This window comes from Planococcus halotolerans, from assembly GCF_003289955.1.
In the GTDB taxonomy this organism is placed as follows: Bacteria; Bacillota; Bacilli; order Bacillales_A; family Planococcaceae; genus Planococcus; species Planococcus halotolerans.
This window is the reverse complement of sequence record NZ_QLZR01000001.1, coordinates 488831-512990: the sequence shown is the minus strand read 5'-3', so window position 1 is coordinate 512990 and position 24160 is coordinate 488831. Positions and strand designations below refer to the sequence as shown.

Sequence of the window (24160 nt, the reverse complement as noted above, 5' to 3'; positions counted from 1 at the left end):
GGGAATTTATATGAAAAAGTTGTTGGGATTATTGTTATTGGTATCGATTTTGGCATTGGCAGCATGTTCTTCGGAAGAGTCAGGAACAGAAGGCGGTTCAAGTAAAGCAGCAGAAACGGACGCTGTACCAAAAGATCTGGCATTCGGTTCAGCAACAGTGGGTGGTTTCTGGTATACATTATCTGCCGGTATGGCTGATAAAATGGCGCCTATATATCCTGATTCATCTGTAACAATTGTAGAAGGTGGTTCTGTTTCCAATTTACTGGGATTAGGACAAGGAACTTTTGCTCTTGGCTTTGCTAATGGCCAAACAGTACCTGAAGCTTTAAACGGGCTAAATGAATTTGAGGAAAAAATTGAAAATGTAAGTACAGTCGCTACATTATATCCGAATGTTTTCCATATGGTCGTAAGGGAAGATTCTGATATTCAGTCTCTTGAAGATTTGAAAGGCAAAAAAGTAAGTCCCGGAATTGCAGGGTATAGTGGTGAACTTGCTTTTAAAGATATGTTGAGTGCTGTAGATATGTCTTATGATGATCTTGGCGGAGTTGAGTATATTGGAACTGCAGACGGTGCAGATCTTTTGCGTGATGGTCATATCGATGCAATTGTTGGAATGGTTGCTGCACCTCTTTCGACTTTCCAGGAATTGGATACAACAATGGGCATACGTCTGTTGCCACTTGAAGATGAAGTAGTGACGGCATTAAATGAAAAGAACGAAGGCTATCTTCCTTATACAATCAAAGGTGGCACATATTCTAATATCACTGAAGATATTAATACAGTTGCAGGTTATACAGTATTGCTTGTAAATGATGACTTGATGGGCGAGGAAGCAGTATATGATTTGACAAAAATGCTTTTTGAAAATCAGGAACATTGGAAAACATTATCTTCTACTATGAACGATTTCAGTCCGGAATATTCCGTTGAAAATAATGTTGGAAACCTTCATCCTGGAGCTGAAAGATATTATAAAGAAGTAGGGGCAATGGAGTAAAAGCCGAACAATCTAAAAAAGAAGGTGCGTCCATGACTCAATTAACAACTACTAAGGAAGCGATTAATACAAACAGTGAAGAAGTATACTCAGAAGAGGGAGTTTTGAACAATAAAGTTCGGTCTCTGAAGGGTAAGACGGGTAAAATCATCACTTGTATCGCCGTATTAATGTCTCTCTTTCACCTTTATACCGCTTTTTTCGGTGTTTTCGAATCGATTATGCAGCGATCCACTCACTTAGCGTTTGCGCTGGCACTGACTTTTGCAGTCTATAAACCGACCAAGAAAGTTATGGAATCTGAGAAAATCCCTTGGTATGACTGGGTTTTTATCGCTTTGTCTTTAAGTGTTTACTCGTATTTTGTAATAAATTCACAAAGTATTTCATCACGTATGAGTTACATTGAAACTTTAAGTACTTTGGAAATCGCTATAGGTATTATTGCCGGATTGTTACTTATTGAAGCGACAAGACGTGTAGTAGGCAATGCGTTATTACTTATTATTTTGGTTTGCTTGGTCTATGGCATCTGGGGTCATCTGGCTCCAGGTGTGCTTTCCCATAGAGAATTTACCACTATGTGGATTGTCGACCATCTTTTTTATACAGTAACAGGTGTATTCAGTACGCCGCTTGGTGTCTCAGCTACGTTTATTTTTTTGTTTATCTTGTTTGGGAAATTCCTGGAGGTTTCAGGAGCAGGCCAATTCTTCATTAATCTGTCTGTTGCTGGAATGGGGAAATATCGTGGTGGACCTGCCAAAACAGCGATTGTGGCAAGTTCAATTTTGGGAACGATTTCCGGCAGTGCAGTAGCGAATACTGTCACTACTGGAGCGTTCACAATCCCACTTATGAAGAAAACGGGATATAAAAAGGAATTCGCTGGAGCCGTAGAAGCAGTGTCCTCTACTGGTGGCCAAATTATGCCGCCGATCATGGGAGCTTCGGCATTCATTATCGCTTCCTATTTGGGGATACCTTATATGGAAGTGGCACTTGCAGCAGCTATTCCAGCATTATTATTCTATTTATGCTTATACTTTCAAGTGGATTTAAGAGCTAAGCGACTTGGTCTTATAGGCTTGGAAAAATCAGAGCTTCCAAACTTCTGGACAGTAATGAAAAATGGTTTCTTATTTTTCGTACCATTAATTGTTATTGTGTATATGCTTGTATCGGGATTCTCACCAATGAGAGCGGGTCTGTTTTCAATTGGCGCAACAATTCTAGTGGCAGCAGTCATGAAATCAACAAGGTTGTCGTTTGGAACAATTTTCCGTGCATTGGATCTGGGTGCTAAAGCAGCCATTGAAACAGCGATTGCTTGTGCCGCAGCTGGTATTATTATCGGTATTATCGGCTTGACAGGAATTGGTTTAAAGTTCAGCAGCATCATCATTGAACTATCAGGCGGCATTTTGATTGTTACGCTCATATTTACAATGATAACCAGCATAATTTTAGGCATGGGATTGCCGACTGTAGCAGCATATATTGTTCAAGTTCCATTGACAATTCCAGCCTTGATTGAGCTTGGCGTAGCGCCACTTGCTGCTCATATGTTCATCTTCTACTTTGCCATCTTGTCGGCTATTACTCCACCGGTAGCTCTGGCGGCATTCGCAGCCGCAGGTATATCGGGGGCTGAGCCGATGAAAACCGGAATTGTTTCAATGAAGTTAGGGTTAGCGGCTTTTATCGTGCCATTCATGTTTGTTTACGGAGAATCTCTTCTATTAATAGGGGACACTCAAACAATCATCTTATCGGTAATTACTGCTTGTATCGGTATTTGGGGAATCGCTTGTGCAGTGGAAGGCTGGTTACTCCGCAACGCCACTTGGTATGAACGAGTTATTCTATTTAGCGGTGCGTTATTGATGATCATCCCTGGTGTATGGAGCGATCTTATCGGTATTGCGATTTTAGTTTCGATTATCGTATTGCAAAAATTCACTTTAAATCAAACAGAAAAAGAAAATGAACCGGTATTGGAAGAATGATAAGCAATCTCCAACTTGAATTTAAGAAGTTTTGTTCATGTTGTTATTAAATTGGTGTAAAGGGAGGAAGTAATGGACAGACTCAAAATTTTACAGATACTTCCGATGTATCATCCCGAAGGGGAAAAGGTTTTAAATCAATTGGCAGAAGTGAAGAAGTTTAATGAATTCAATGAACAGCAAATTATTCAATTTCTTGATAACAATATCGTCGATGGGATTATTTTGAGGGCTCCCGCTGCCATTACCCAAGCGGTTCTTGACCATTGTACTGGTGTCAGAGCTATTTCTGGCGCCGGCGTTGGTTTGGATAATATTGATGTCAACTATGCTACCGAAAAAGGCATTGCGATCTTAAATGCACCCAGTTTAAACAGCCAAGCCACAGCAGAACATACGGTAAGTTTGATAATGGCTGTCATGAAAAATATTCCCTCATTCAATGAAGAAACAAAGAAAGGGAATTTTTCTTACCGGGACGGCAGATATACTCACGAAATGCATGGCAAGAAAGTTGGACTTATCGGCTTTGGAAACATTGCTCAAAAAGTAGGGAAAATTTTGTCGGCAGGTTTTGGAATGGAAGTGACTGCTTATGTCAGAACGATTTCTGGTGAACGTGAAAAACTCGCCAAAGCAATGAATGTGGAGTTGACGACGTCGATTGAACAGTTGTTCCAAGAAAGTGATATTGTGAGTTTGCACATTCCACTGCAAAAAGAAACTGAAAGGATAATTGATAGGTCACTTTTGTCATTGATGAAAAAAGAGGCTATCCTAGTCAATACTGCTCGCGGAGGACTTATCAATGAAGAAGATTTAATCGAGGTGCTGGAAAACGGAGACATCATTGGTGCAGGATTAGATGTGTTTACTCAAGAACCTCCTCCAAAAGATCATCCTTTTTTTAGATTAAAGCAAGTCGTGGCCACTCCTCATATTGGCGGGATCAGTATGGAAGCAGCGAAGAAAACTTCTGTCACCATTGCCCGAAATTTAGTATCTGCATTGGATGGGAATGATGTGCCCACTATAGTCAATGGAGGAAGTCTAAAGCGGAAAGTTCATGGTTTAAGCCCGCAATGATAAAGAGGTGGAGTGGATGATCGAGACAAGTATAACGGAAATGTTCGGCATCAGATATCCGATTATTCAAGGTGGACTCCAAGGACTGGGGACTTCAGCCCTTGTTTCGGCTGTCTCTAACGCTGGAGGACTGGGTTTGATCACAGCTGGCAGTTATGCTTCGAAAACAGAAATGCTAAGGGATATTGAGAAAACGCGTACTCTTACTTCCCGCCCTTTTGGTATGAATGCTGCCATTGGTATACGCAGGCCAATGGACGAATTTATCGAAGGTGCAATCGAAGCTGAGGTGCCGGTTGTATTTACATCGGGCAATAATCCTCAACAGTATATGGAACAGTTGAAGAAAAGTAATATTAAAGTGGTTCATGTATCCCCTTCTATCCGGTTCGCCAAGAAAGCGGAAGCGATTGGCTGTGATGCTGTAGTAGTGGTCGGCTATGAATGTGGCGGCCACCCTGGACAGGACGACATTACGACAATGACCTTAACACAAAGAGCGGTACAGGAACTTTCGATTCCGGTCATCGCGGCGGGCGGAATTTCAACGGGAAAAGCCGCATTGTCGGCGTTTGCTCTAGGGGCGCAAGGGATCCAGATGGGGACACGTTTTTTGACTTCAAAAGAAGTCGCGTTGCATCCTTTCATAAAAGAGCAATTAGTGAAAATGCAGGAAACGGATACTGTTCTGGTTAAAAAATCCATTAATAAGACGGCAAGAGTTATGAAAACAGCAAATGCACTTGCTTTGCTGGAGCTTGAAAAAAATGGAGCGTCATTTGACGAAATCATCCCTTATATCAACGGTGAATCCTATCAAAAATTGATAACGGAAGGAAATTTGGATTCTGGCGTAATTGCTTTAGGGCAATCCATTGGTTTGGTAAATGAAATAAAAACCGTCAACGAAATTTTCGAAGAAATTATCAAAGAATATCATGAGCAATTAAATTATTTGTATGCCGCCGGCAGAGTAAAATCTAAACAGTCTTTTTAAGAGAGAAGGGGCGGAATGCTAAGATTTGCTCTTATTCTGACGATGTGTTTTTTGTATATAATCGATGCATTTATTGCAAGTGGAACAGTGAGCATCTTCTATAGTATCTTAACTGTTATAGTTTTCTTCACTTCCTGGCTGCTGCTGGAAAAAAAGTCGAAAATCTTCACGCTGTCCCTTTTAATCATAGGGATGATCATCCATTATTCAGCGAATGGGCGCGGATTGGCTTTGTTCCAGGGCATCACACAAAATATGCCACTGCTGGCGATTTTAATCCTGGCTCCTTTGCTGTCAGTCCCTTTAAAAAGGGAAGGCATCATTGGAAGTACAGTATCCTATCTCGATGAATTAAAAAACAATCCACGGAATATTTTTTACGGCTTATCGTCGGTGATGGTGATTGTTTCTCCTATACTAAATATGGGTGCATTAAGAATCGTCCACGGGCTCGTGGAAAACATCAAAATAGCACCGAAAATTTTATCGAAATCTTATTATATCGGATTCACCCCTGCCGTTATCTGGTCGCCTTTTTTCGCTTCTGTCGGCATTGTGATTTTTTACCTGGATATAACGTATATGTCTTATTTACCGGTAGGTATCGCATTCGCTTTGATTCAATTGATATGCGGCATGCTTTTATTTCGGCCCAAAGCTTTAAAAGAACAGAAACTTGATATCCCTAATCTACCCCAATTAGACGATGGACAGAAAAAGCATATATTCCTGCTGATCAGTTATGTATTCCTGATTATTGTAATGCTAATCAGTATGGAGCAATGGCTGCATAAATCGATGCTTTTACTAGTCAGCATTATTTGTTTGTCTGTACCAATGTTCTGGTTTATCGTGCGGGGAAGCCTGGAAGTACTTAAGAATGAATTTTTTCTTTACAAAGACAAGGTATTGATGCAGACGAAGACAGAAATTTGTCTCTTTTTGAGCGCTGGAGTATTTGGCAATGCAATATCAAATACTCCGGTTAAAGCAGTGATCGAGCAAACCATGCAATGGGCTTCTGTCCGTTCTGTTGGGATCTTATTCATTTTCATAGTAGTTTGCGTGACGATTCTAGCTATGATCGGCGTGCATCAAATCATTATAATCCCGCTTATTTTGACGGCACTTATTTCCGCTGATATAGATATTCATCCTTTAATCATTGCTTTCATGTGTATCTTCTCCTGGATGTTATCAGCGGCAATTAGCCCTCTAAACGCCATGAATATCATCATCAGCAGCTGTGTGAAAAGGAATGGAGTTACGGTGGCGTACAAATGGAACGGCATGTATTTTCTTTTCACCTCAATAGCAGCACTTACATATGTTTATGTTTTAAACTTTATGTTGTCCTAGCGGTCTCAGCATGTGTGAGACTTTTTCCTTCAATCAATAAATGAAACGTCATTTTACTATTAGAAACGATTAAAAGGAGTGGAATTATGAAAAATTTTTCAGTGATTGGCTCAGGTGTCATGGGAAGAGGAATTGCCTATACGGCGGCTTTGAGCGGTTATGAAGTCAAACTCCATGATATTAACGAAACAGCCCTTGAGAATGCTCGAGAATATATAGAAAAAGAAATGAATAAAAGTGCGGAACGTGGATATGTCTCTGCAGAAAAAGTGGAAACGGCATTAAAAAGTATCACTTATACAGCGGACTTTGAAGAGACGGCAAAGAATGCAGATGTCGTAATTGAGGCAGTTCTTGAAAACATGGATTTGAAAATTGACATTTTTAAACGCTTGGATGAACAATGTCCTCCGCACACCCTTCTGGCGACAAATACTTCAACAATGAGCCCGACAGAAATAGGGGCTCAGCTTTCCCGTCCGGACAAGTTTTTGGCAATGCATTTCTTTAATCCTGTGCACAAGATGAAATTGATAGAAATCATCCGCGGATTGGATACTTCCGATGAAACGGTTGCTTTAGCCAAAGAAGTGGGCGAGCGACTTGGCAAGCAGACGGTGGAAGTAAATGAATTTCCCGGCTTTGTCACAAGTCGTATGAATTGTCTGATTGGCAATGAAGCGATGAATATGCTGATGGAAGGCGTCGCATCTGCTGAAGATATTGACAAAGCTCTGAAACTTGGGCTGAATCACCCGATGGGGCCTTTAGAACTGGCAGATCTTGTCGGACTCGACACACGTTTGCGCAATATGGAATATCTTTATCAAACTTTGGGCGAAAAATACCGTCCATGTCCATTATTGATTAAATATGTTAAAGCTGGACGGCTTGGCCGAAAATCAGGTAAAGGATTTTATAACTACGATAAAAATTAAGAGGTGATGAATATGTTTGAAAATATACAGCTGACGCTCACCAAACATTATGCATTAATTACGATTAATCGTCCCGAAGTGAGAAACGCATTGAATGCAGCAACTTTGGCGGAGATAGAAGAAGCGGTTGATCGCTGTGAAAAAGATCCGTCGATACACGTCATCGTCTTCAAAGGTGCGGGTGATAAATCATTTGCAGCAGGAGCCGATATTGGCCAGCTGAAGGAACGAAAAATGCTGGACGCTTTAATACCGGGTATGCAAGGTGCGTATAAAAAAATTGAAAACTGCAGCAAAGCGACAATTGCAGCGATTAATGGCTTTGCACTGGGCGGCGGCTGCGAACTTGCGCTGTCATGTGATATCCGGATAGCGGCAGAACATGCAAAAATCGGTTTGCCGGAATTGAATTTAGGGATCATTCCCGGCGCAGGGGGAACTCAGCGCCTGGCCCGGATTGTTGGAAAAGGCAGGGCACTCGACATGATTTTGACTGGTGCAATGATCAGTGGCAAGAAAGCTGAACAAATTGGTCTCGTTACTGAAGTTGTACCGATTTCAGAATTGGATGCTGTTATTGAGCAAAAAGCAGAAGCGATCAGTTCGAAAGGTCCAGTCGCGATTAAATTGGCGAAAATGGTCGTTCATCGCGGTTATGATGTTGACTTGGATACGGCATTAATGCTTGAGAAACTGGCACAAACCATTGTTTTTGGTACAGAAGACAAAGCTGAAGGAACAGCCGCGTTTTTAGAAAAAAGAAAACCGGAATTTAAAAACCAATAAAGGAGTGCATATTAATGAATTTTTCATTTACAGAAGATATTGAATCAATCCGTAAAGGGGTACGTAAGTTTATCCGGGAAGAAGTAGAAGCGGTGGCAATGGAGATTGAAAAAAATGATGAAATTCCGGCACATATTATTGAAATGTCGAAGGACATGGGGCTGTTCGGACTGAGCATTCCTGAAGAGTATGGCGGCTTGGGACTTGATATGGTCGGTAAATGTGCGGTTTATGAAGAATTAGGCAAAACGCATAACGGTTATACTACTTTAATCGGTGCTCACACAGGAATCGGTTCAGTGGGAATTGTTGAACTGGGGACTGAAGAACAAAAGAAAAAATACTTGCCGAAAATGGCCACAGGAGAATGGATTGGCGCATTTGCGTTAACAGAACCTGCAGCTGGATCAAATGCGGCAGCTTTAACGACCAAAGCTGTAAGACAAGGCGATAAATACATCATAAATGGATCGAAACATTACATCACCAATGCCGTCGATGGGCACGTCTTTACAGTTATGGCTTCGACTGACCCATCAAAAGGAGCCAAAGGAATCACTTCTTTTATCGTGGAAAAAGATTTTCCAGGCTTCAAAGTAGGCGCGGTTGAAGAGAAAATGGGATTGCGCGGATCGCATTCAGCAGAATTGTTTTTTGACAATATGGAAGTGCCGGTTGAAAATGTGCTGGGTGAAGAAGGACAAGGTTATGTCAACGCCTTAAAAATATTGGCAAATGGCCGTGCGGGACTTGCAGCCAGAAACCTGGGTTCATCAGAACGTCTATTGGAACACTGCATGGACTACTCCTTCGAAAGAGAGCAGTTCGGGAAACCGATTTTTGAAAACCAGGCAATCCAGCATATGCTAGCAGAAATCAGCATGCAAATCGAAGTCTTACGCGCTATGACGTACCGTGTAGCCTGGATGACAGATGATAAACAGCGTGTTATCAAAGAAGCGGCCATTGCGAAATTATACGGTTCAGATGTCTATAATCGCGTTGCAGATTTGGCAGTTCAAATTCATGCCGGAATTGGTTATATGAAAGATTATCCAATTGAGCGTTATTATCGCGATGCACGCATCACAAAAATTTACGAAGGAACGTCAGAGATTCAAAAAAACATTATTGCTGCCCAGTTGAAAAAAGAATACAAAAAATGAATGGGAGTGAAATAATTTGAATAACCCAGTAATCGTAGAGTCGGTAAGAACTGCAATTGGTAAAATGGGAGGAACATTGAAAGACGAACTCGTTGATTTTTTAGGAGCAAAAGTGATTAATGAAGTCTTGGCAAGAGGGGATTTCGACAAAAGTCTTGTAGACGAAGTGATTATGGGGCAAGCGAAGCAAAGTTCCGATTCTTCCAATCTTGCCCGTTTAGCCCTTTTACGGGCGGATTTGCCAGTGGAAGTGACAGGCTATACCGTGCACCGTCAATGCGGTTCGGGATTGCAGGCAATCAATAATGCAGATCAACAAATTCGGCTTGGTTTGTCTGAGGTAATCGTAGCGGGCGGCGCAGAAAGTATGAGTACAGCGCCTTATTACCTGAGAAATGCAAGGTACGGCTATGGAGCGGGGAATGGCATGCTGGTAGACCCAAATACCGAAAGCCAGCCGCGTTCACAGCCGATGGAAGTATATGGCGACCTAACGATGGGCATGACGGCAGAAAACCTGGCGGATCAATACAATATCGGTCGGACTGAACAAGATGAATATGCTTTCAGGAGTCAGGAACTTGCTGAAAAAGCGATTAATGAAGGTCACTTTAAAAAGGAAATTGTTCCATATGAGCTGAAAACAAGAAAAGGGATTACCGTCTTTGATACCGATGAACATCCCAGAAAAACACCGGTTGAAAAACTGGGCAACTTAAAAGCGGTCTTCAAAGAAGGCGGTTCTGTCACAGCTGGAAATGCAAGCGGACGAAATGATGCTGCATCTGCTGTACTCATGATGAGCGATAAAAAAGCGCTGGAACACGGGTTAAAACCAAAAGCACGCATCATTGCACAGGCAGTAGCGGGAGTTTCTCCGGAAATTATGGGAATTGGGCCGGTACCGTCTACGCTTAAGGCATTAAAAATGGCGGGTTTGACTTTAAATGATATTGGACTTGTCGAATTGAATGAAGCTTTTGCAGCACAGACACTGGCTGTTATTAAAGGGCTGAATCTGGATATTAAACGCGTCAATGTGAATGGCGGGGCTATTGCCCTTGGTCATCCAATTGGGGCAACTGGCAGCATTCTAATGACAAAGCTTCTCCATAATATGGAACGCAGCGGCGAAAAATATGGAATTGTTACACTCTGTATGGGCGGTGGACAAGGTATCACGACGATTGTAGAAAACCTTCAAGTATAAAGCTGTAATAACAGATTGGAAAAGAGGGAATGCTTTGGATATTTACAAAATCGCGCTTATTCCTGGAGACGGTGTCGGTCCTGAGGTAATCGATGAAGGCGTTAAAGTATTAGAAAAAATCTCTGAACTGGACGGAACATTCCGTTTCGAGTTTACGCGTTTTCCATGGGGCTGCGAATTCTACAGCGAACATGGGAAAATGATGGACGATGATGGCATGGACCAGCTGAGCAAATTCGATGCGATTTATTTAGGTGCTGTCGGATTTCCCGGAGTACCTGACCATATTTCATTATGGGATTTACTGTTGAAAATCCGTAAAGGATTTGATCAATATATCAACCTTCGTCCGATTAAATTATTGAACGGTGCGCCTTGTCCTATAAAAGAAGATCCGGCTATCGATATGCTGGTCATCCGGGAAAACAGTGAAGGTGAATATGCAGGAGCAGGAGATTGGCTGTTTAAGGATAAGCCTGAAGAAGTGGTTCTGCAGACCGGTGTCTTTTCCCGTAAAGGGACGGAACGTGTCATTCGCTTTGCATACGAAGAAGCACGAGCTTCAGGTAAATCTTTGACAAGCATAAGCAAAGGAAATGCTTTGAATTATTCAATGGTTTTTTGGGATCAAGTGTTTGAAGAAGTTGGAAAAGAATATCCGGATGTAAAAACGGCCTCATATCTCGTTGATGCGGCTAGCATGTTTTTTGTCCTTGACCCAAAAAGGTTCGAGATTGTGGTCACTTCGAATCTGTTTGGTGATATCTTGACGGATTTAGGAGCGGCATTGACCGGCGGACTGGGATTGGCGGCAGGTGCCAATATCAATCCTGAAAAGATTTATCCATCCATGTTTGAACCGATCCATGGTTCGGCTCCGGATATTGCAGGACGTGAATTGGCGAATCCGTTGGCCGCAATTTGGTCAGCCAGCCAGATGCTGGATTTCTTTGGCCATGAAGCTTGGGGCAAGAAATTATTGAACACAATTGAAAGTTTAATGGTTGAGAAAAAAGTGCTTACACCGGATATGAAGGGCCAAGCTACAACAAAAGAGGTTGGCGATCAAATAGTAGAAATGCTACATACTACAACTGACTAGCAGTTTTGCATGTTTTATCGAATCCCTCCCTTCATTATAGTAAGGTATAATGAAGAACAACATATACTTTAGGGAGGCTTATTTAAATATGAACCAAAGTGTCATTAAAGCCCTTCAATTACTGGAATATTTCAAAGAGTATCCAGAACTTACTCTTGCTGAAATAGCCGAATTAGATAATATGCCGAAACCTACAGCTTATCGCTTAATCTCTTCATTGGAAGCAAGTGGATTTTTAGTGAAAACAAAGCATACAAACCATGATGTAAAATATCATCTTGGTTTGAAGCTTTTGGAACTAGGCAGCTATGTAGCTGATCAATTGGATTATCGCAGAGTTGCTTTGCCTCATATGAAAGAATTGAGCGAGCAATTGAATGAAGCTGTTCATCTAGCAGTATTGGACGGGGAAGAAGCGATTTACGTCGAGAAAATCGAAAGCAAGAAACATATACGCTTATACAGTAAAGTTGGAGGAAGAACGCCTCTTTACACAGGTTCAGGACCCAAATTATTATTTGCTTACTTGAATCCGGAAGTAATTGAAGAAATCCTCGAGAGAATCGATTTGAAAAAGGTCACTGAAAATACTATTACGGATAAAAAGGTTTTAGCCAAAGAATTAGAAAAAATACGCCTGCAAGGCTACTCCCAAAGCAAGGCGGAATTTTATCCCGACACTGCAGGTTTTTCTTTTCCGATCATGAATCACCATGGACAGGTCATTGCTGCTCTAGTAGTAAGTATACCTATCATAAAATTTGACGAAGACACGGAAAAATTTATTATCGAAAAAATGCGGGAAACCTCTGAAAAAATTTCAAGAGATTTAGGGTATCGAGAATAGATTGGAACTGGAGTCGGAGTAATTGTACATAACCTATCGTCGTATTAATCGCGGGAGAATAGAATTAATCCTTGCTGCCATAAAATGATTAGATAATATAAAAAAACTGCAGTGGATTCTTTATTCACAGCAGTTTTTTATATTTCTTAATAACTCATTACTCTGCTCTTCGATATTGAACTTCCTTTGGTTTAAAATAATCATTAAAAAGAAAATCATTTTTCAAGACCATTTGTTAGTTGAATTACACGTGGTGCGTTAGTGAAACTCTATTCAATAAACAAATTAGTAGAGAAAAGTTGTGTTGTTTCGTTTGAATCGATTAGGATTGGATCTTGTTATGCAAATAAAAAACGGCAATGCCTAAGCATTACCGTCTCCACCAATCATAAATTATTCCCCAACCATCCCATCACCATCACGATCATCCATATACTGATACAGCCAATGATCGCTCGGGATCGGCATACTGAAACCTGCTGCTTTCGCTTCTGCAATCGTCACCTGTCCATTGCCGTTTGTATCGACTGTGGAAACGTCACCGCCTGAAGGTGCAGGGGCTGACTCGGCAGGCGCACTTTCCGTCGCCGCACTGCTTGAATCCGAAGAGTCACTGCCTGTCAGACCGAGTGATGCGTTCACTTCATCTGGGTTGCCGTTGTCGTATTTATCCACGACTTCATTGCCCATTACCGTGTAGGTATACTGATAGCTTGAGGGAATCTGCGTTTCTGTATCGGGGTAGGTGATGATGGCCTCGAAATTCGTTGCCCCGCCTGCATCACGGATTACGTCTTCCATATAAGCCTGGTCACCGTGCCGGTTGAGCGTGCTTTCCTGCGGGGTAATATTATAGGCATTCGCCACGCCTCCAAGAGAATCGGCGATGACATGTCCTTCATCTAAAATGTCACTTTCGACACCGGGAACTTTTGCCTCATCGGAATAGTATCTGCCAGTCGATAATACGGGTTCGCTGTCATCATCCTGTACAATGACTTCGGCAGCAACGACGCGCACCAATTGGCCGTGTTCGTTCGTAAATGCCCAGTATTCGCGGTCTCCAAAACCGATGTCAACGACGACATTGGCTTCACGATGTCCGGACAAATCTCCGCCATCCACTTCGATCAATTCGTATCCTGCGAACAATTCATCTTCTTGTTTGGCTGCTGCTTCCGCTTCAGCTTTTTCTTTGGCTGCCAGTTCCTGCGCTTCTTTTTCTTTCGCAAGCTCCTCAGCTTTCGCTTTTTCCTCGGCTTCTTTCTCTGCCGCTAAGCGTGCTTCTTCTTTTTCAGCTGACGTTTCTTCCTGTACAGCTGTTTCTACATCTGTCTTTACTGCCTCTTCAACATCGGTGCAGCCAGCCATAAAGATGGCCAATAATAGTACGAGTAAATAATTCATTTTCTTTGTCATTTCAGTGCTCCTCTACGAATATCGCTTTATAGTTCTATATTGCCGGGTTCCATAACAAAATATAACATGGAATGAAAGACAAATCCTAGGTATTAATAAAAATTTGTTTGGAAATATTTAGATGTGTCCTTGTTTCTGACGTATAGAAGCGAAAACGAAACTTTTCATTTTCCCTTTTGATTATCTATAATAGAGTTTCCAAATTTTGTTCTCTAAAATATTTCGGAGTTACTCCGTAGCTTTTAGAGTTGCCTGTTATCCCGTTTCATTTACAATGAAAAAGGGCAAATATATATAGATGGAACAACATAAATTATCCTCAGAATACATAAATTGAAAGTTGCCACTGTTCATCAAAAAAAGACACAAAGTAAAGTTGAGCTGATTTAAAATGAATTTCCAGAATGAAAGACTTAAAAACTTAACAGGCATCCAACTTACTTTACTGATCACAGGCATCCTTTGGCTAAAGACGGTAATCGTCTGTTTGATAGGATTTAACCTCAGCATCCAGTCCCTTTTTGACATTGTGCTGATCCTGACAAGTTCGATCGGTGCACTGCTTTTAGTGATGGGCTTCAGTTTTTACTTTGGTGAAAAAGTGAAACCTGCCATATTGTTCGGGCTGTCAGTGGCGGGGACAGCTATTCTTTACGGTGACCTTCTCTATTACCGGTTCTACAATGACTTTGTGACGGCACCAATTCTGTTTCAGTTCGATAACGTCGGCGGCTTAAGCGCCAGCACCGTCGAGTTGATGAGCTTTTGGGATGTTTTACTCTTCGTTGATTTGTTTTTAATCGGCTGGTTTCTTTTTAAAAAGAAGTTTGAGCTTACCATTCAAAAACAAACGAAGAAGAAGTATATCGCATTTGGTGCAGCTTTATTGGTACTGACCATTAGCTTAGGGCTGGTGAAATCCGTTCATCTGTTTTCTGAATCCTATGACAGGGAACAGGTGGTCAAGTCCTTGGGCCCGCTGAATTATCATGTGTATGACATTGCGGTCGGGATTAGCGCGCCTTTACAGCGGTTGACCATGACAGAGGCTGAAGCCGTTGCTTCCATAGAGTCTCTGCAGCATAAAGATCCTGGACGCACCGATCTGTACGGGTTAGCGGAAGGCAAAAATATTGTCCTGATCAGTCTTGAGTCCACCCAGGACTTCGTGATCGGCCAAAAAGTGAACGGGGAAGAAGTGACGCCGTTTCTGATTGATTTGATCGAAGACAGCTTTTATTTCAACCAGGTCTACGATCAAACGGCACAAGGGAAAACGTCCGATGCGGAATTCATGATGGACACGAGCCTGTATCCGCTCGCGAGCGGTTCGGTGTTTGTCAGAAGACCGGAAAACACATTCCATAGCCTGCCGCATATTTTAAAGGAAGAAAAAGATTATTACGCTGCCACATTCCATGGCAATGTGGATACATTTTGGAACCGCAATGTCATGTATGAGACATTGGGCTACGACCGGTATTTCTCGAAAGAGGACTATACCGTTACCGAAGAGAATTCGGTAAACTATGGATTAAAGGACACTCCTTTCTTTACACAATCAGCGGACTATATGAAGAATCTGCCAGAACCGTATTACGCAAAATTTCTCACCCTGACGAATCATTTTCCTTTCTTGCTGGAGGAAGAAGACATGTTCATCGACGAGGCGGTTACCGAAGAGGATGTCGTAAACCGCTATGTCACCACTGTCCGTTATTTAGACAAATCGCTCGAGACCTTTTTTGAAAAATTAAAAGAAGAAGGCATGTACGAAGATACCGTATTTGTCCTGGCGGGTGACCATTACGGCATTTCCGAAAAATACGAAGTAGGCCTGAACGAGCTGTTGGGCGAAGAAGCCACCATAACCAACCAGATGCAACATAAACAAGTGCCGCTGATCATCCATATTCCCGGCCAGCAAGGCGAAACCATCGCAACCCCTGGCGGCGAAATCGATATACGCCCGACCCTGCTCCATCTGATGGGCATCCAGGCGGAAGAAAGATACTCCTTCGGCCATAACCTGTTCACCCGGGACAGCGACCATCCCGTCATTTTCCGGGACGGCAGTTTCATCTCGGACGATTACATTTACAAAGACAATGTATGTTATGACAAAGAAACCGGACACGAGATCGACATTCAGCAATGTGAACCTTCTCTGGAAACGGTACGGGAAGAGTTGAAGCTGTCGGATAAGATTATTTTTGGGGATTTATTGAGGTATATGGTTGGGGGAGAGTGAGAATTATAGAGGTTGAAGGAGTGTAGAATACTAACCAATATTCCGCAAAACAGCTCGCTTTCCTGGGGGCTTGCGCTGAGCTAACTCGAGCTCGGTACCCTTCGCTCGAGTGGATCTTAGCACTTCGCTAGAAACGGAGTTGGAAAGCCAACTCCGTTTCTATTCCCTTGGGAGTCTCGCTGTTTTGCTTCATATCTCTAGAAATTTCTCTGCGCCTGTTAGGTTAGAAAGCAGGTAAAGTGAAATAAAAGAACTAGTGCTTAAATTCAATTTAACTAATAGATATAGTTTAATGGAATATATAAAGATGGGAATTTTCCACGTCACATGCAATATAACAAGACTGCCGGCTTTTTAATAGCCTGGCAGTCTTTTTGTTTTGGAAGATTCATGATGGAGACTGGAATTAATGCGAAGTGAAAGACAAATCCTAGTTAATGATAATATTTTGTTTGGAAATATTTAGATTCGTCAATTAATTTCTGGCTATAGCCGTTATAATAGAGGTAAATGTAATCGGAACATTAAAAAACAAACTTACAAATATATATATATATAGAAGAAACTCAATCCAAAAGGCGAAGGGATGATAGGAATGGCTGAACAAACTATCTACGATACCCCGTTAGAGATTACAGAAGCTCAATGGTTGGACATGCTTCGGAATGATGGGATTTTTAAAGAAAGAGACAGACAAATGGTCTTGGCTGTCATGCTACATCAAGGAAATCTACATGCTGCGTCAATTGCTCGTTATTTAAAATTAACAGGGAGTACAGCTTTAATGCTTCAAATTGATCGCTTGGGTAAAAGAATCATGAACCATTTACCTCAAATTGTTTATCCACAAAACATTAGTGGTGAAAAAAGAACATGGCATATTCCTTTTTTAGGGGAATGGCAGCCAGACAGAAATCGTTTAGTTTGGACTCTGCGCTATGAGCTTGAAAAGGCGGCAGAAATTTACTTTGAGGAAGATTTAAAAGAAGGAAAAGCTATGCCTTCTCAAACCGACTATTCCGAAATTAGAAAGAAGCTATTCGACAGTTCATATATCGATATGGCTTATGGGAGATACATAAAATTTAAAGAGAACGAGCTCTACGACGAGGCTTACAAGCTAGAAGTCCTTTCTCGTTTAAACGAGTTTATGAAAGGACAAGAAATTACAAATCTAACTGTAGTGGATATTGTTAAAAAGCTGCAGAAGGAAAATCCGAATGTAGGCAGTTTTGTCCATTGGAGCAATACAGCTGATTTAGTGAAGTTTGCTGAAGCAAAACCTGCAAGGGTAGCGGCTTTGCTTAACGAGCTTTATACCTCTGAAGCTCCGATAAGCGAACGAATTGAGAAATTCAGAGAAGAAGGCAAGACATTCAGCAACGAAATATCTCTTGGGGCACCGCTTTTTGGTTATTTACTGGCTGCCAAAGACTACAAGGAATACCCAATTTATAAACAAGAAGTATTTACTGCGATTAAAGCGGATTATGATATCAACTTCAAATTGGGAGCGGCGGGAAAAAATTATGAATTTTACCGCTATATATGCAATCTGGCTTTAGAACATTTCAAAAGGGAGAATCCGTCCCTTACTGCCTTGGACATTCAAGATTTCTTCTACTGCGCCATTACATATGATCAGATTAAAGTAGAAGCAGCAATGGATTACTTATTTGATCTTTCGGCAAAGCTTGGTGAGTTCGAACGTGACCAGGAATTAATGCTGCAAAAAATTGCTGATATAGATCCAGAGATTTTAGAAAAGGTAAGCGATCAATATAGAAACAATGAGAAAGTGAATTTGATTCGCCATAAAATTATTGAAAAGATATTGGAGGATGGACTGATATCGCTTGAAGACATGGAAATTATCAAACAAGAGATCAGCCGAAGATATGAAACGAAAATCCTGAACTCTTGGAGTGATTTCTCGATTCTCTTCCAACTGTATTATTTTGATAAAAAGAAAAAAGTTCAGATCGAACTCACAAAAATACATCGTGCTATTCGACAGTTTGAAGAGTTTAAGGATCTTAAGTTCTTTGAGGATAGAGTGTTAAATGGCTATAGCTGGAACAATCAATTCGGAACTTCGCGTTGCTGGCTGGCTGTATATGAAACCGAAAACGGAAGCCATCGGTTAGCGCCGCAATTATTTGTGGCTGTAGATCCTAAGGGTATTGAATATGGATTGCATTACGGAGATGAGCATCCAAAAGGCGGTCAAAGAAGTGTAGCGCACGTGGATGATGCAGAAAGTTTTTCTTATGAAGATTTCCATAGCAAAATTATTGATGTTCTTGATGAGTTTAAAAACGAAGAAATAACTATAGAGCCTGTAAGTCCGGTATTAAAAGAACTCACAAAAGATAAGTGGTCTGAATTACTGACAGACAACAACATTTTCCATGAAAAAGATTTGGTTTATTTGACGAAAATGTATGAATTAGGCGGACAGGCAACGGCAACGCAATTAGGTGAAGCATTGGGGATGAGCCGGAATTCTTTCAACCTTCCGGTAGTGAATTTAGCAAAAAGAATAAAAGAAGAAACAGGGTTGAAAGATGTGCACCGTGATGACGGAACTGTTTGTAATTGGTGTGTGTTATTTGAGGGTGAATACGAAGACAGCAATCGTTTCATGTGGAGCTTAAAACCGAATTTAAAAGAAGCGCTTGGAGAAACGATTGGGGAGAGGCAAATATACGAGTCTTATTCCAAAGACGCATTTCTTGAAGAGGTATTCATCGATGAAAAGACTTATGACAAAATCGCAAGTCTCTTAAAGTACAAGAAAAATATTATCCTCCAAGGACCTCCTGGAGTAGGGAAAACGTTTGTTTCGAAGAGATTGGCTTATTCCCTTATGGGCACAAAAGATGAGAGCCGTGTGGAAATGGTGCAATTTCACCAAAATTATTCTTATGAAGATTTTGTGATGGGATTCCGGCCAAAAGAAAACGGATTTTCTCTTCAATACGGCGTATTCTATGATTTCTGCCAGCGGGCACTTAATAACCCTGAAGAAGATTATTACTTCGTCATTGATGAAATCAATAGAGGTAATCTTTCGAAGATCTTCGGTGAGTTATTTATGTTGATTGAGCGGGACAAACGCGATGAATTTGTAACGATGGGTTATTCAAAACTAAAATTTACAGTTCCAAGCAATTTGCATTTGATCGGTACGATGAATACAGCCGACCGGTCATTGGCGCAGCTGGAAGTCGCATTACGCCGCCGTTTTGCTTTCGTAACGCTGGAACCGGCATTCAATGAAAAATGGCGTCAGCACATGATCAAAGAGAATGTTTCGGCTGAGATGATTAGCAAAATTCAGCAGACAGTCGAAAAGTTAAATCACGAAATTATTAATGATTATCAACTTGGAAGCGGCTATGCAATTGGCCATTCGTTCTTCTCAGCCAAGCCGGACGACATCAGTGAATATAATTGGTTTGACGGCATCATGAGTTTCGAAATTTTACCTTTACTGGAAGAGTATTATTTCGATCGGCCTGAAGAAGTAGAGCGATTGACAGAGGAAATATAAGATGGAAGAAATCTTTAAAGTTCCCATCCGAAATCTTTTTGTCCTTTTGAGTTATGCCGACAATATGCCGGAACTGATCAATAGCATGAATGACGTAGACGAAGATTTAATCACTTACGACTTTATCTGCAAACAGTTTTTAAAAGAAGTGGAGAAAGTGAATCGCCGCGGTTTAGTAAAAGACTATGTAGCAATTGCAGAACCGACTAATCGTTTAGCAGGAAGAATGGTGATGGAAGAGTCCATGTCTTACATCATTTCCAAAAAGCCGATTGTGGTTTGTGAGAAGGATGAATACACAGCCAATATCTGGCTGAATAAATTGATCAAATCGACATTGAAATCAATCACTTTAAATCGGTATGTGAAGCAGGAAACAAAAGCTCATAGCTTTAAATACATGGAGTTGATGGCAGAAGTTGATGCGCCTCCGCTCACTAAATCTTCTTTTGCCAAAATGATATTTGGTCGTCATAAACTGCATTACAAGCGGGTGCTGCAGATCGCACTCCTATTGCATGAAATGACGCTGCTATCGCATAAAAATGGCAACTGGAGCCTGTTTTCAGCCCAGCTGGACGAGCGCTCGTTAAATGGTATTTTCGAGAAATTCCTGTTCAACTTCTATAAAATTGAACAGAAAGAATACCGCGTAAAAGGGGAAGGCATGCAATGGAAATTGGAAGGGAACAAAGCTCTTTTACCAGGCATGCGGACCGATGTATCTTTGATCCATAAGAATAAGCCCGAAAAGATCATTATTGATGCTAAGTTTTATAAGAATATATTCCAAGTCCATCATGGGAAATCATCGTTTCACAGCCATAATATGTATCAACTATTCACTTACTTAATGCACCAAGAGCCAGACTTGAATTTGCGGGGGATTTTAATCTATCCGTTTAATGGCAATGCTGTTGATGAAAAGTATGTCTGGAATGAGCGAATGACGATGGAAGTGGTGACTTTGGATTTAGATGGAGCTTGGAAGGATATTTATAATAAGCTTAAAGAAGTTATTAGTTAGTAGCACTAACTATAGGAGGTAGTAAAAATCGAATCTAAGAAAAACATCCACGTAGTAGGAGCAGTCATCACCCTTAACGGGAAAATTCTTTGTGCGCAGCGAGGGTTCGAAAAGGCGTTGCCGGGCCTTTGGGAATTTCCGGGCGGCAAGATCGAACAAGGTGAGACGCCACAATCCGCTTTGCAACGAGAGATCCAAGAAGAAATGCATTGTGAAATAGAAATTGGCGAGCAAGTCGAGCACACGGTCTACGAATATGATTTCGGCATTGTGCACCTGACGACTTTTTACTGCCGCTTAGTCAAAGGGACGCCTGTTTTAACGGAGCACATCGCCATCAATTGGCTAGCACCAGCTGAACTGGAACAACTGGAATGGGCACCAGCGGATATACCAGCGATTGAAAAGCTAGCGCGGAATTCGGAGCAGCTACCTTATTAGAAAATGATGGGCGGGAGAACCATGAATTTTTTGCAGAACCTAGAGGATTCTCTATATAAAGGATTTATTGATCAGAATAAGTCCAGCAGCGAGCGGTATAAGCCGACGCTATTGATCAATAATGCAAAAACGAATGAGCATGTACTGAACTCATTAGTAGAAGAACTCGATCATTGTGAGTCGTTCATCTTTTCGGTGGCATTTATCACAGAAAGTGGTTTGGCGACGTTGAAATCTCATTTTCTAGATTTGCATCAGAAAGGCGTTAAAGGGCGCATTCTGACTTCTACATTTTTAAACTTCAATCAACCTAAGGTTTTTAAAGAGTTATTGAAGCTGACAAATGTGGAAGTGCGTCTATCAGGAATGAAAGGCTTCCATTCAAAGGGTTATATCTTTTCTCACAAGACGCATCAAACGTTGATCGTCGGGAGTTCAAACCTAACGGCACAAGCGTTAAAGGTGAATTACGAATGGAACGTAAAGCTCAGTTCACATGAAAACGGGGATTTGGTGCATCATTTCAAGGATCAGTTCGAGGAAGTATGGGATGAATCGCAAGTACTCACACCTGAGTGGATTGCCGAATACGAAAAATCATATGTGCCAACAGATTTTAGAAGAGAAGTAGGCCAAGTAGCGGAACTTCCGGAAGCTTATCCAAGAAATCCCCTCAAAGAAGCTGTAGAGGTTAAACCCAATAAAATGCAGCAAGTGGCGTTAAGAGAAATTCAAGCGGTACGGGAAGCTGGTCATGACAAGGGATTAGTCGTTTCAGCGACAGGTACAGGTAAGACTTATTTATCAGCGTTTGATGTGAGGAGTTTTGCACCGAAACGCATGTTATTTATCGTACATAGAGAACAAATTTTACAAAAAGCAAAATCAGATTTTATGCAGATTCTTGGGGGAATGGAAAAGGATTTCGGAATTTTGTCCGGTTCAAGCCGGCAAACAGATGCACGTTATTTATTTGCGACCATACAGACTATTTCCAAAGAATCCACGCTGAAGCAATTAGACCCTGAAGCATTCGATTATATTTTAATCGATGAAGTGCATAAAGCTGGGGCGAAATCCTATCTTAAGGTAATAGAGCATTTCAAGCCACAATTCTTGATGGGCATGACGGCGACGCCGGAGCGGACTGACGATTTTAATATCTATGAGCTGTTTGATTACAATGTCGCTTATGAAATTCGCTTGCAGGAAGCGATGGAAGAAGACATGCTGTGTCCTTTCCATTATTACGGCGTGACAGACGTCGAATACGAAGAAGGCGTAATTGATGAAGCTACGGCATTTGCGAAGCTGATCACCAACGAACGCGTCGACCATATCCTCGATAAAATTCTATATTATGGCCATTCGGGAGAAAAAGTTCGTGGCTTAATGTTTTGTAGTCGAAAAGATGAAGCTCTGCAACTTTCAGTGGAGTTCAATAAAAGAGGATTACGTACCACAGCGCTGACAGGAGATCATTCACAAGAAGAACGGCTGCGGCAAGTAGAATTGTTGAAAAGCGAGCAACTCGACTATATCTTAACGGTGGACATATTCAATGAAGGAATTGATATTCCAAGCGTTAACCAAGTGGTTATGCTGCGTCAAACGCAATCGAGCATCATCTTTATCCAGCAATTAGGTCGCGGCTTACGAAAACATAACTCAAAGGAATTCGTCACCATCATCGATTTTATCGGCAACTATAAAAACAATTACCTGATTCCAGTTGCCCTATCCGGGGACCGCTCGCAAAATAAAGACAATATCCGCCGACGGATGAAAGACACCAGCTATATCAAAGGGATTTCGACGGTGAACTTTGAAGCGATTGCAAAAAACCGCGTCTTTAGCGCGATCAAACGCAGCAACTTAACGGATATGAAATTGTTGCGCGATGCCTATATTGAACTGAAAAACCGCATTGGTCATATCCCGCAACTGCAGGACTTTATCCAGCATAACTCGATCGATCCGTTAGTGATCGTGCAGAAATACCAAAACTATTATCGTTTCTTATTAAAACTGAAAGAATTGGATCCTGTTCTCTCTGCGTATGAAGATCAAGTAATTACAATGCTGTCGCTGGAGATCCTAAGTGGCAAACGGAAGCATGAAATCTTGCTGCTCGATCTCTTAATAAAGCAGTCTATTGTCTCTCTTGAAGAATATCAAAATTGCTTACAAGAAAATAATTGCTATATCGACAATGAAACACTGGCATCCGTCAAAAGAATTTTGGATTTAAGCTTTTATAACATAGGCTTACAGAAAAAATATGGCGAAAAGCCATTAGTACTAACTGACAATGAAGGTAATTTCAAGCTGCATGAACAACTGCAGAATCGCTTGGAATCGAACTTTATATTTAAAGAAATGGTAATAGATCTTATCGCCAGTGCTCTTGAATTGAGTAAGCATTATACATGTGAGCAACCGCTGACTTTGTACAAGAAATACACGCGCAAAGACGCTTGTCGCTTATTAAATTGGGATAACGACGAAAGCTCCACGATGTATGGCTATAAAACAAAACACGGCACATGTCCGATTTTCGTGACCTACCATAAAAATGATGAGGTAGAATCGAGTGTCGCCTATAACGAAGAATTCATCAACCAAGAAATCTTCAAATGGTCGACCCGCAGCAACCGTACGCTGTCGTCGCGAGAAGTCCAAACGATCATAAACGCAGAACAAAACAATATCGATCTGCATCTGTTTATCAAGAAAGATAACGACGAAGGCGGAGACTTTTACTATCTAGGGAAAGCAGTGCCGGACCAAAATGCAGTAGAGCAATCAACGATGCAAGACAAAAACGATAAGACAATTCCAGTCGTGCATATGAACTTGATGCTGGAGAATAGTGTGGAGAGTAAATTGTTTTATTATATTGGAAGTGCAGAGAATTAAAGTTAGATCATTATTAAGATTTAAAGAATAGTGAGGAG

17 protein-coding genes are annotated in these 24160 nt (G+C 41.3%); 16 read left to right on the top strand and 1 reads right to left on the bottom strand.

Going from position 1 to position 24160, the window contains the following annotated elements; genetic code table 11:
* Positions 1 to 10: 10 nt before the first annotated feature.
* The 11 genes from DP120_RS02350 to DP120_RS02300 all read left to right on the top strand — a co-directional run bounded on the left by DP120_RS02350 (position 11) and on the right by DP120_RS02300 (position 12509).
* Positions 11 to 1009 carry a TAXI family TRAP transporter solute-binding subunit gene (locus DP120_RS02350; RefSeq protein ID WP_112221570.1) on the top strand — a complete coding sequence of 333 codons (999 nt, stop codon included), beginning with the start codon at positions 11 to 13 and terminating at the stop codon, positions 1007 to 1009.
* Between the two features lie 32 nt (positions 1010 to 1041).
* Positions 1042 to 3018: a TRAP transporter permease gene (locus DP120_RS02345; RefSeq protein ID WP_112221569.1), complete on the top strand. Its 1977-nt coding sequence runs from the start codon at positions 1042 to 1044 to the stop codon at positions 3016 to 3018.
* A 72-nt stretch (positions 3019 to 3090) separates the two neighbouring features.
* Positions 3091 to 4104 carry an NAD(P)-dependent oxidoreductase gene (locus tag DP120_RS02340; protein WP_112221568.1) on the top strand — a complete coding sequence of 338 codons (1014 nt, stop codon included), beginning with the start codon at positions 3091 to 3093 and terminating at the stop codon, positions 4102 to 4104.
* Between the two features lie 16 nt (positions 4105 to 4120).
* Positions 4121 to 5101, top strand: coding sequence for an NAD(P)H-dependent flavin oxidoreductase (locus DP120_RS02335; protein ID WP_112221567.1), 981 nt, complete (start codon positions 4121 to 4123; stop codon positions 5099 to 5101).
* Positions 5102 to 5116: 15 nt separating this feature from the next.
* Entirely contained in the window at positions 5117 to 6460 is a 1344-nt protein-coding gene (locus tag DP120_RS02330; RefSeq protein ID WP_112221566.1) for a hypothetical protein, read from the top strand.
* Positions 6461 to 6546: 86 nt separating this feature from the next.
* On the top strand, positions 6547 to 7398 hold the full coding sequence (locus tag DP120_RS02325) for a 3-hydroxyacyl-CoA dehydrogenase (RefSeq protein WP_112221565.1): 852 nt from the start codon (positions 6547 to 6549) through the stop codon (positions 7396 to 7398).
* A 6-nt stretch (positions 7399 to 7404) separates the two neighbouring features.
* Positions 7405 to 8184 (top strand): enoyl-CoA hydratase/isomerase family protein, encoded by a 780-nt coding sequence (locus DP120_RS02320; RefSeq protein ID WP_112221564.1) that lies wholly within the window; start codon positions 7405 to 7407, stop codon positions 8182 to 8184.
* Between the two features lie 14 nt (positions 8185 to 8198).
* Positions 8199 to 9350 carry an acyl-CoA dehydrogenase family protein gene (locus DP120_RS02315; protein WP_112221563.1) on the top strand — a complete coding sequence of 384 codons (1152 nt, stop codon included), beginning with the start codon at positions 8199 to 8201 and terminating at the stop codon, positions 9348 to 9350.
* Positions 9351 to 9366: 16 nt separating this feature from the next.
* Positions 9367 to 10560: a thiolase family protein gene (locus DP120_RS02310; RefSeq protein ID WP_112221562.1), complete on the top strand. Its 1194-nt coding sequence runs from the start codon at positions 9367 to 9369 to the stop codon at positions 10558 to 10560.
* Positions 10561 to 10594: 34 nt separating this feature from the next.
* The gene (locus tag DP120_RS02305) at positions 10595 to 11662 is read left to right on the top strand and encodes a tartrate dehydrogenase (protein ID WP_112221561.1); all 1068 of its coding nucleotides are present in this window, start codon (positions 10595 to 10597) and stop codon (positions 11660 to 11662) included.
* An 88-nt stretch (positions 11663 to 11750) separates the two neighbouring features.
* On the top strand, positions 11751 to 12509 hold the full coding sequence (locus DP120_RS02300) for an IclR family transcriptional regulator (RefSeq protein ID WP_112221560.1): 759 nt from the start codon (positions 11751 to 11753) through the stop codon (positions 12507 to 12509).
* Positions 12510 to 12902: 393 nt separating this feature from the next.
* Here DP120_RS02300 and DP120_RS02295 read toward each other — a convergent pair whose 3' ends face one another.
* The gene (locus tag DP120_RS02295; protein ID WP_112221559.1) at positions 12903 to 13928 is read right to left on the bottom strand and encodes a DNA/RNA non-specific endonuclease; all 1026 of its coding nucleotides are present in this window, start codon (positions 13926 to 13928) and stop codon (positions 12903 to 12905) included.
* Between the two features lie 391 nt (positions 13929 to 14319).
* On the opposite strand from DP120_RS02295, the gene DP120_RS02290 reads away from it, so the two are divergent.
* The 5 genes from DP120_RS02290 (at position 14320) to DP120_RS02270 (ending at position 24122) form a co-directional block, all read left to right on the top strand.
* A complete protein-coding gene (locus DP120_RS02290; RefSeq protein WP_112221558.1) occupies positions 14320 to 16179 on the top strand; it encodes an LTA synthase family protein in 1860 nt (619 codons plus the stop codon).
* Between the two features lie 595 nt (positions 16180 to 16774).
* Entirely contained in the window at positions 16775 to 19735 is a 2961-nt protein-coding gene (locus tag DP120_RS02285; protein ID WP_165843698.1) for an AAA family ATPase, read from the top strand.
* Position 19736: 1 nt separating this feature from the next.
* Entirely contained in the window at positions 19737 to 20762 is a 1026-nt protein-coding gene (locus DP120_RS02280) for an McrC family protein (RefSeq protein ID WP_112221556.1), read from the top strand.
* Positions 20763 to 20789: 27 nt separating this feature from the next.
* Positions 20790 to 21203 (top strand): (deoxy)nucleoside triphosphate pyrophosphohydrolase, encoded by a 414-nt coding sequence (locus DP120_RS02275; protein ID WP_112221555.1) that lies wholly within the window; start codon positions 20790 to 20792, stop codon positions 21201 to 21203.
* A gap of 21 nt (positions 21204 to 21224) precedes the next feature.
* Positions 21225 to 24122 (top strand): DEAD/DEAH box helicase, encoded by a 2898-nt coding sequence (locus DP120_RS02270; protein WP_112221554.1) that lies wholly within the window; start codon positions 21225 to 21227, stop codon positions 24120 to 24122.
* Positions 24123 to 24160: the final 38 nt, after the last annotated feature.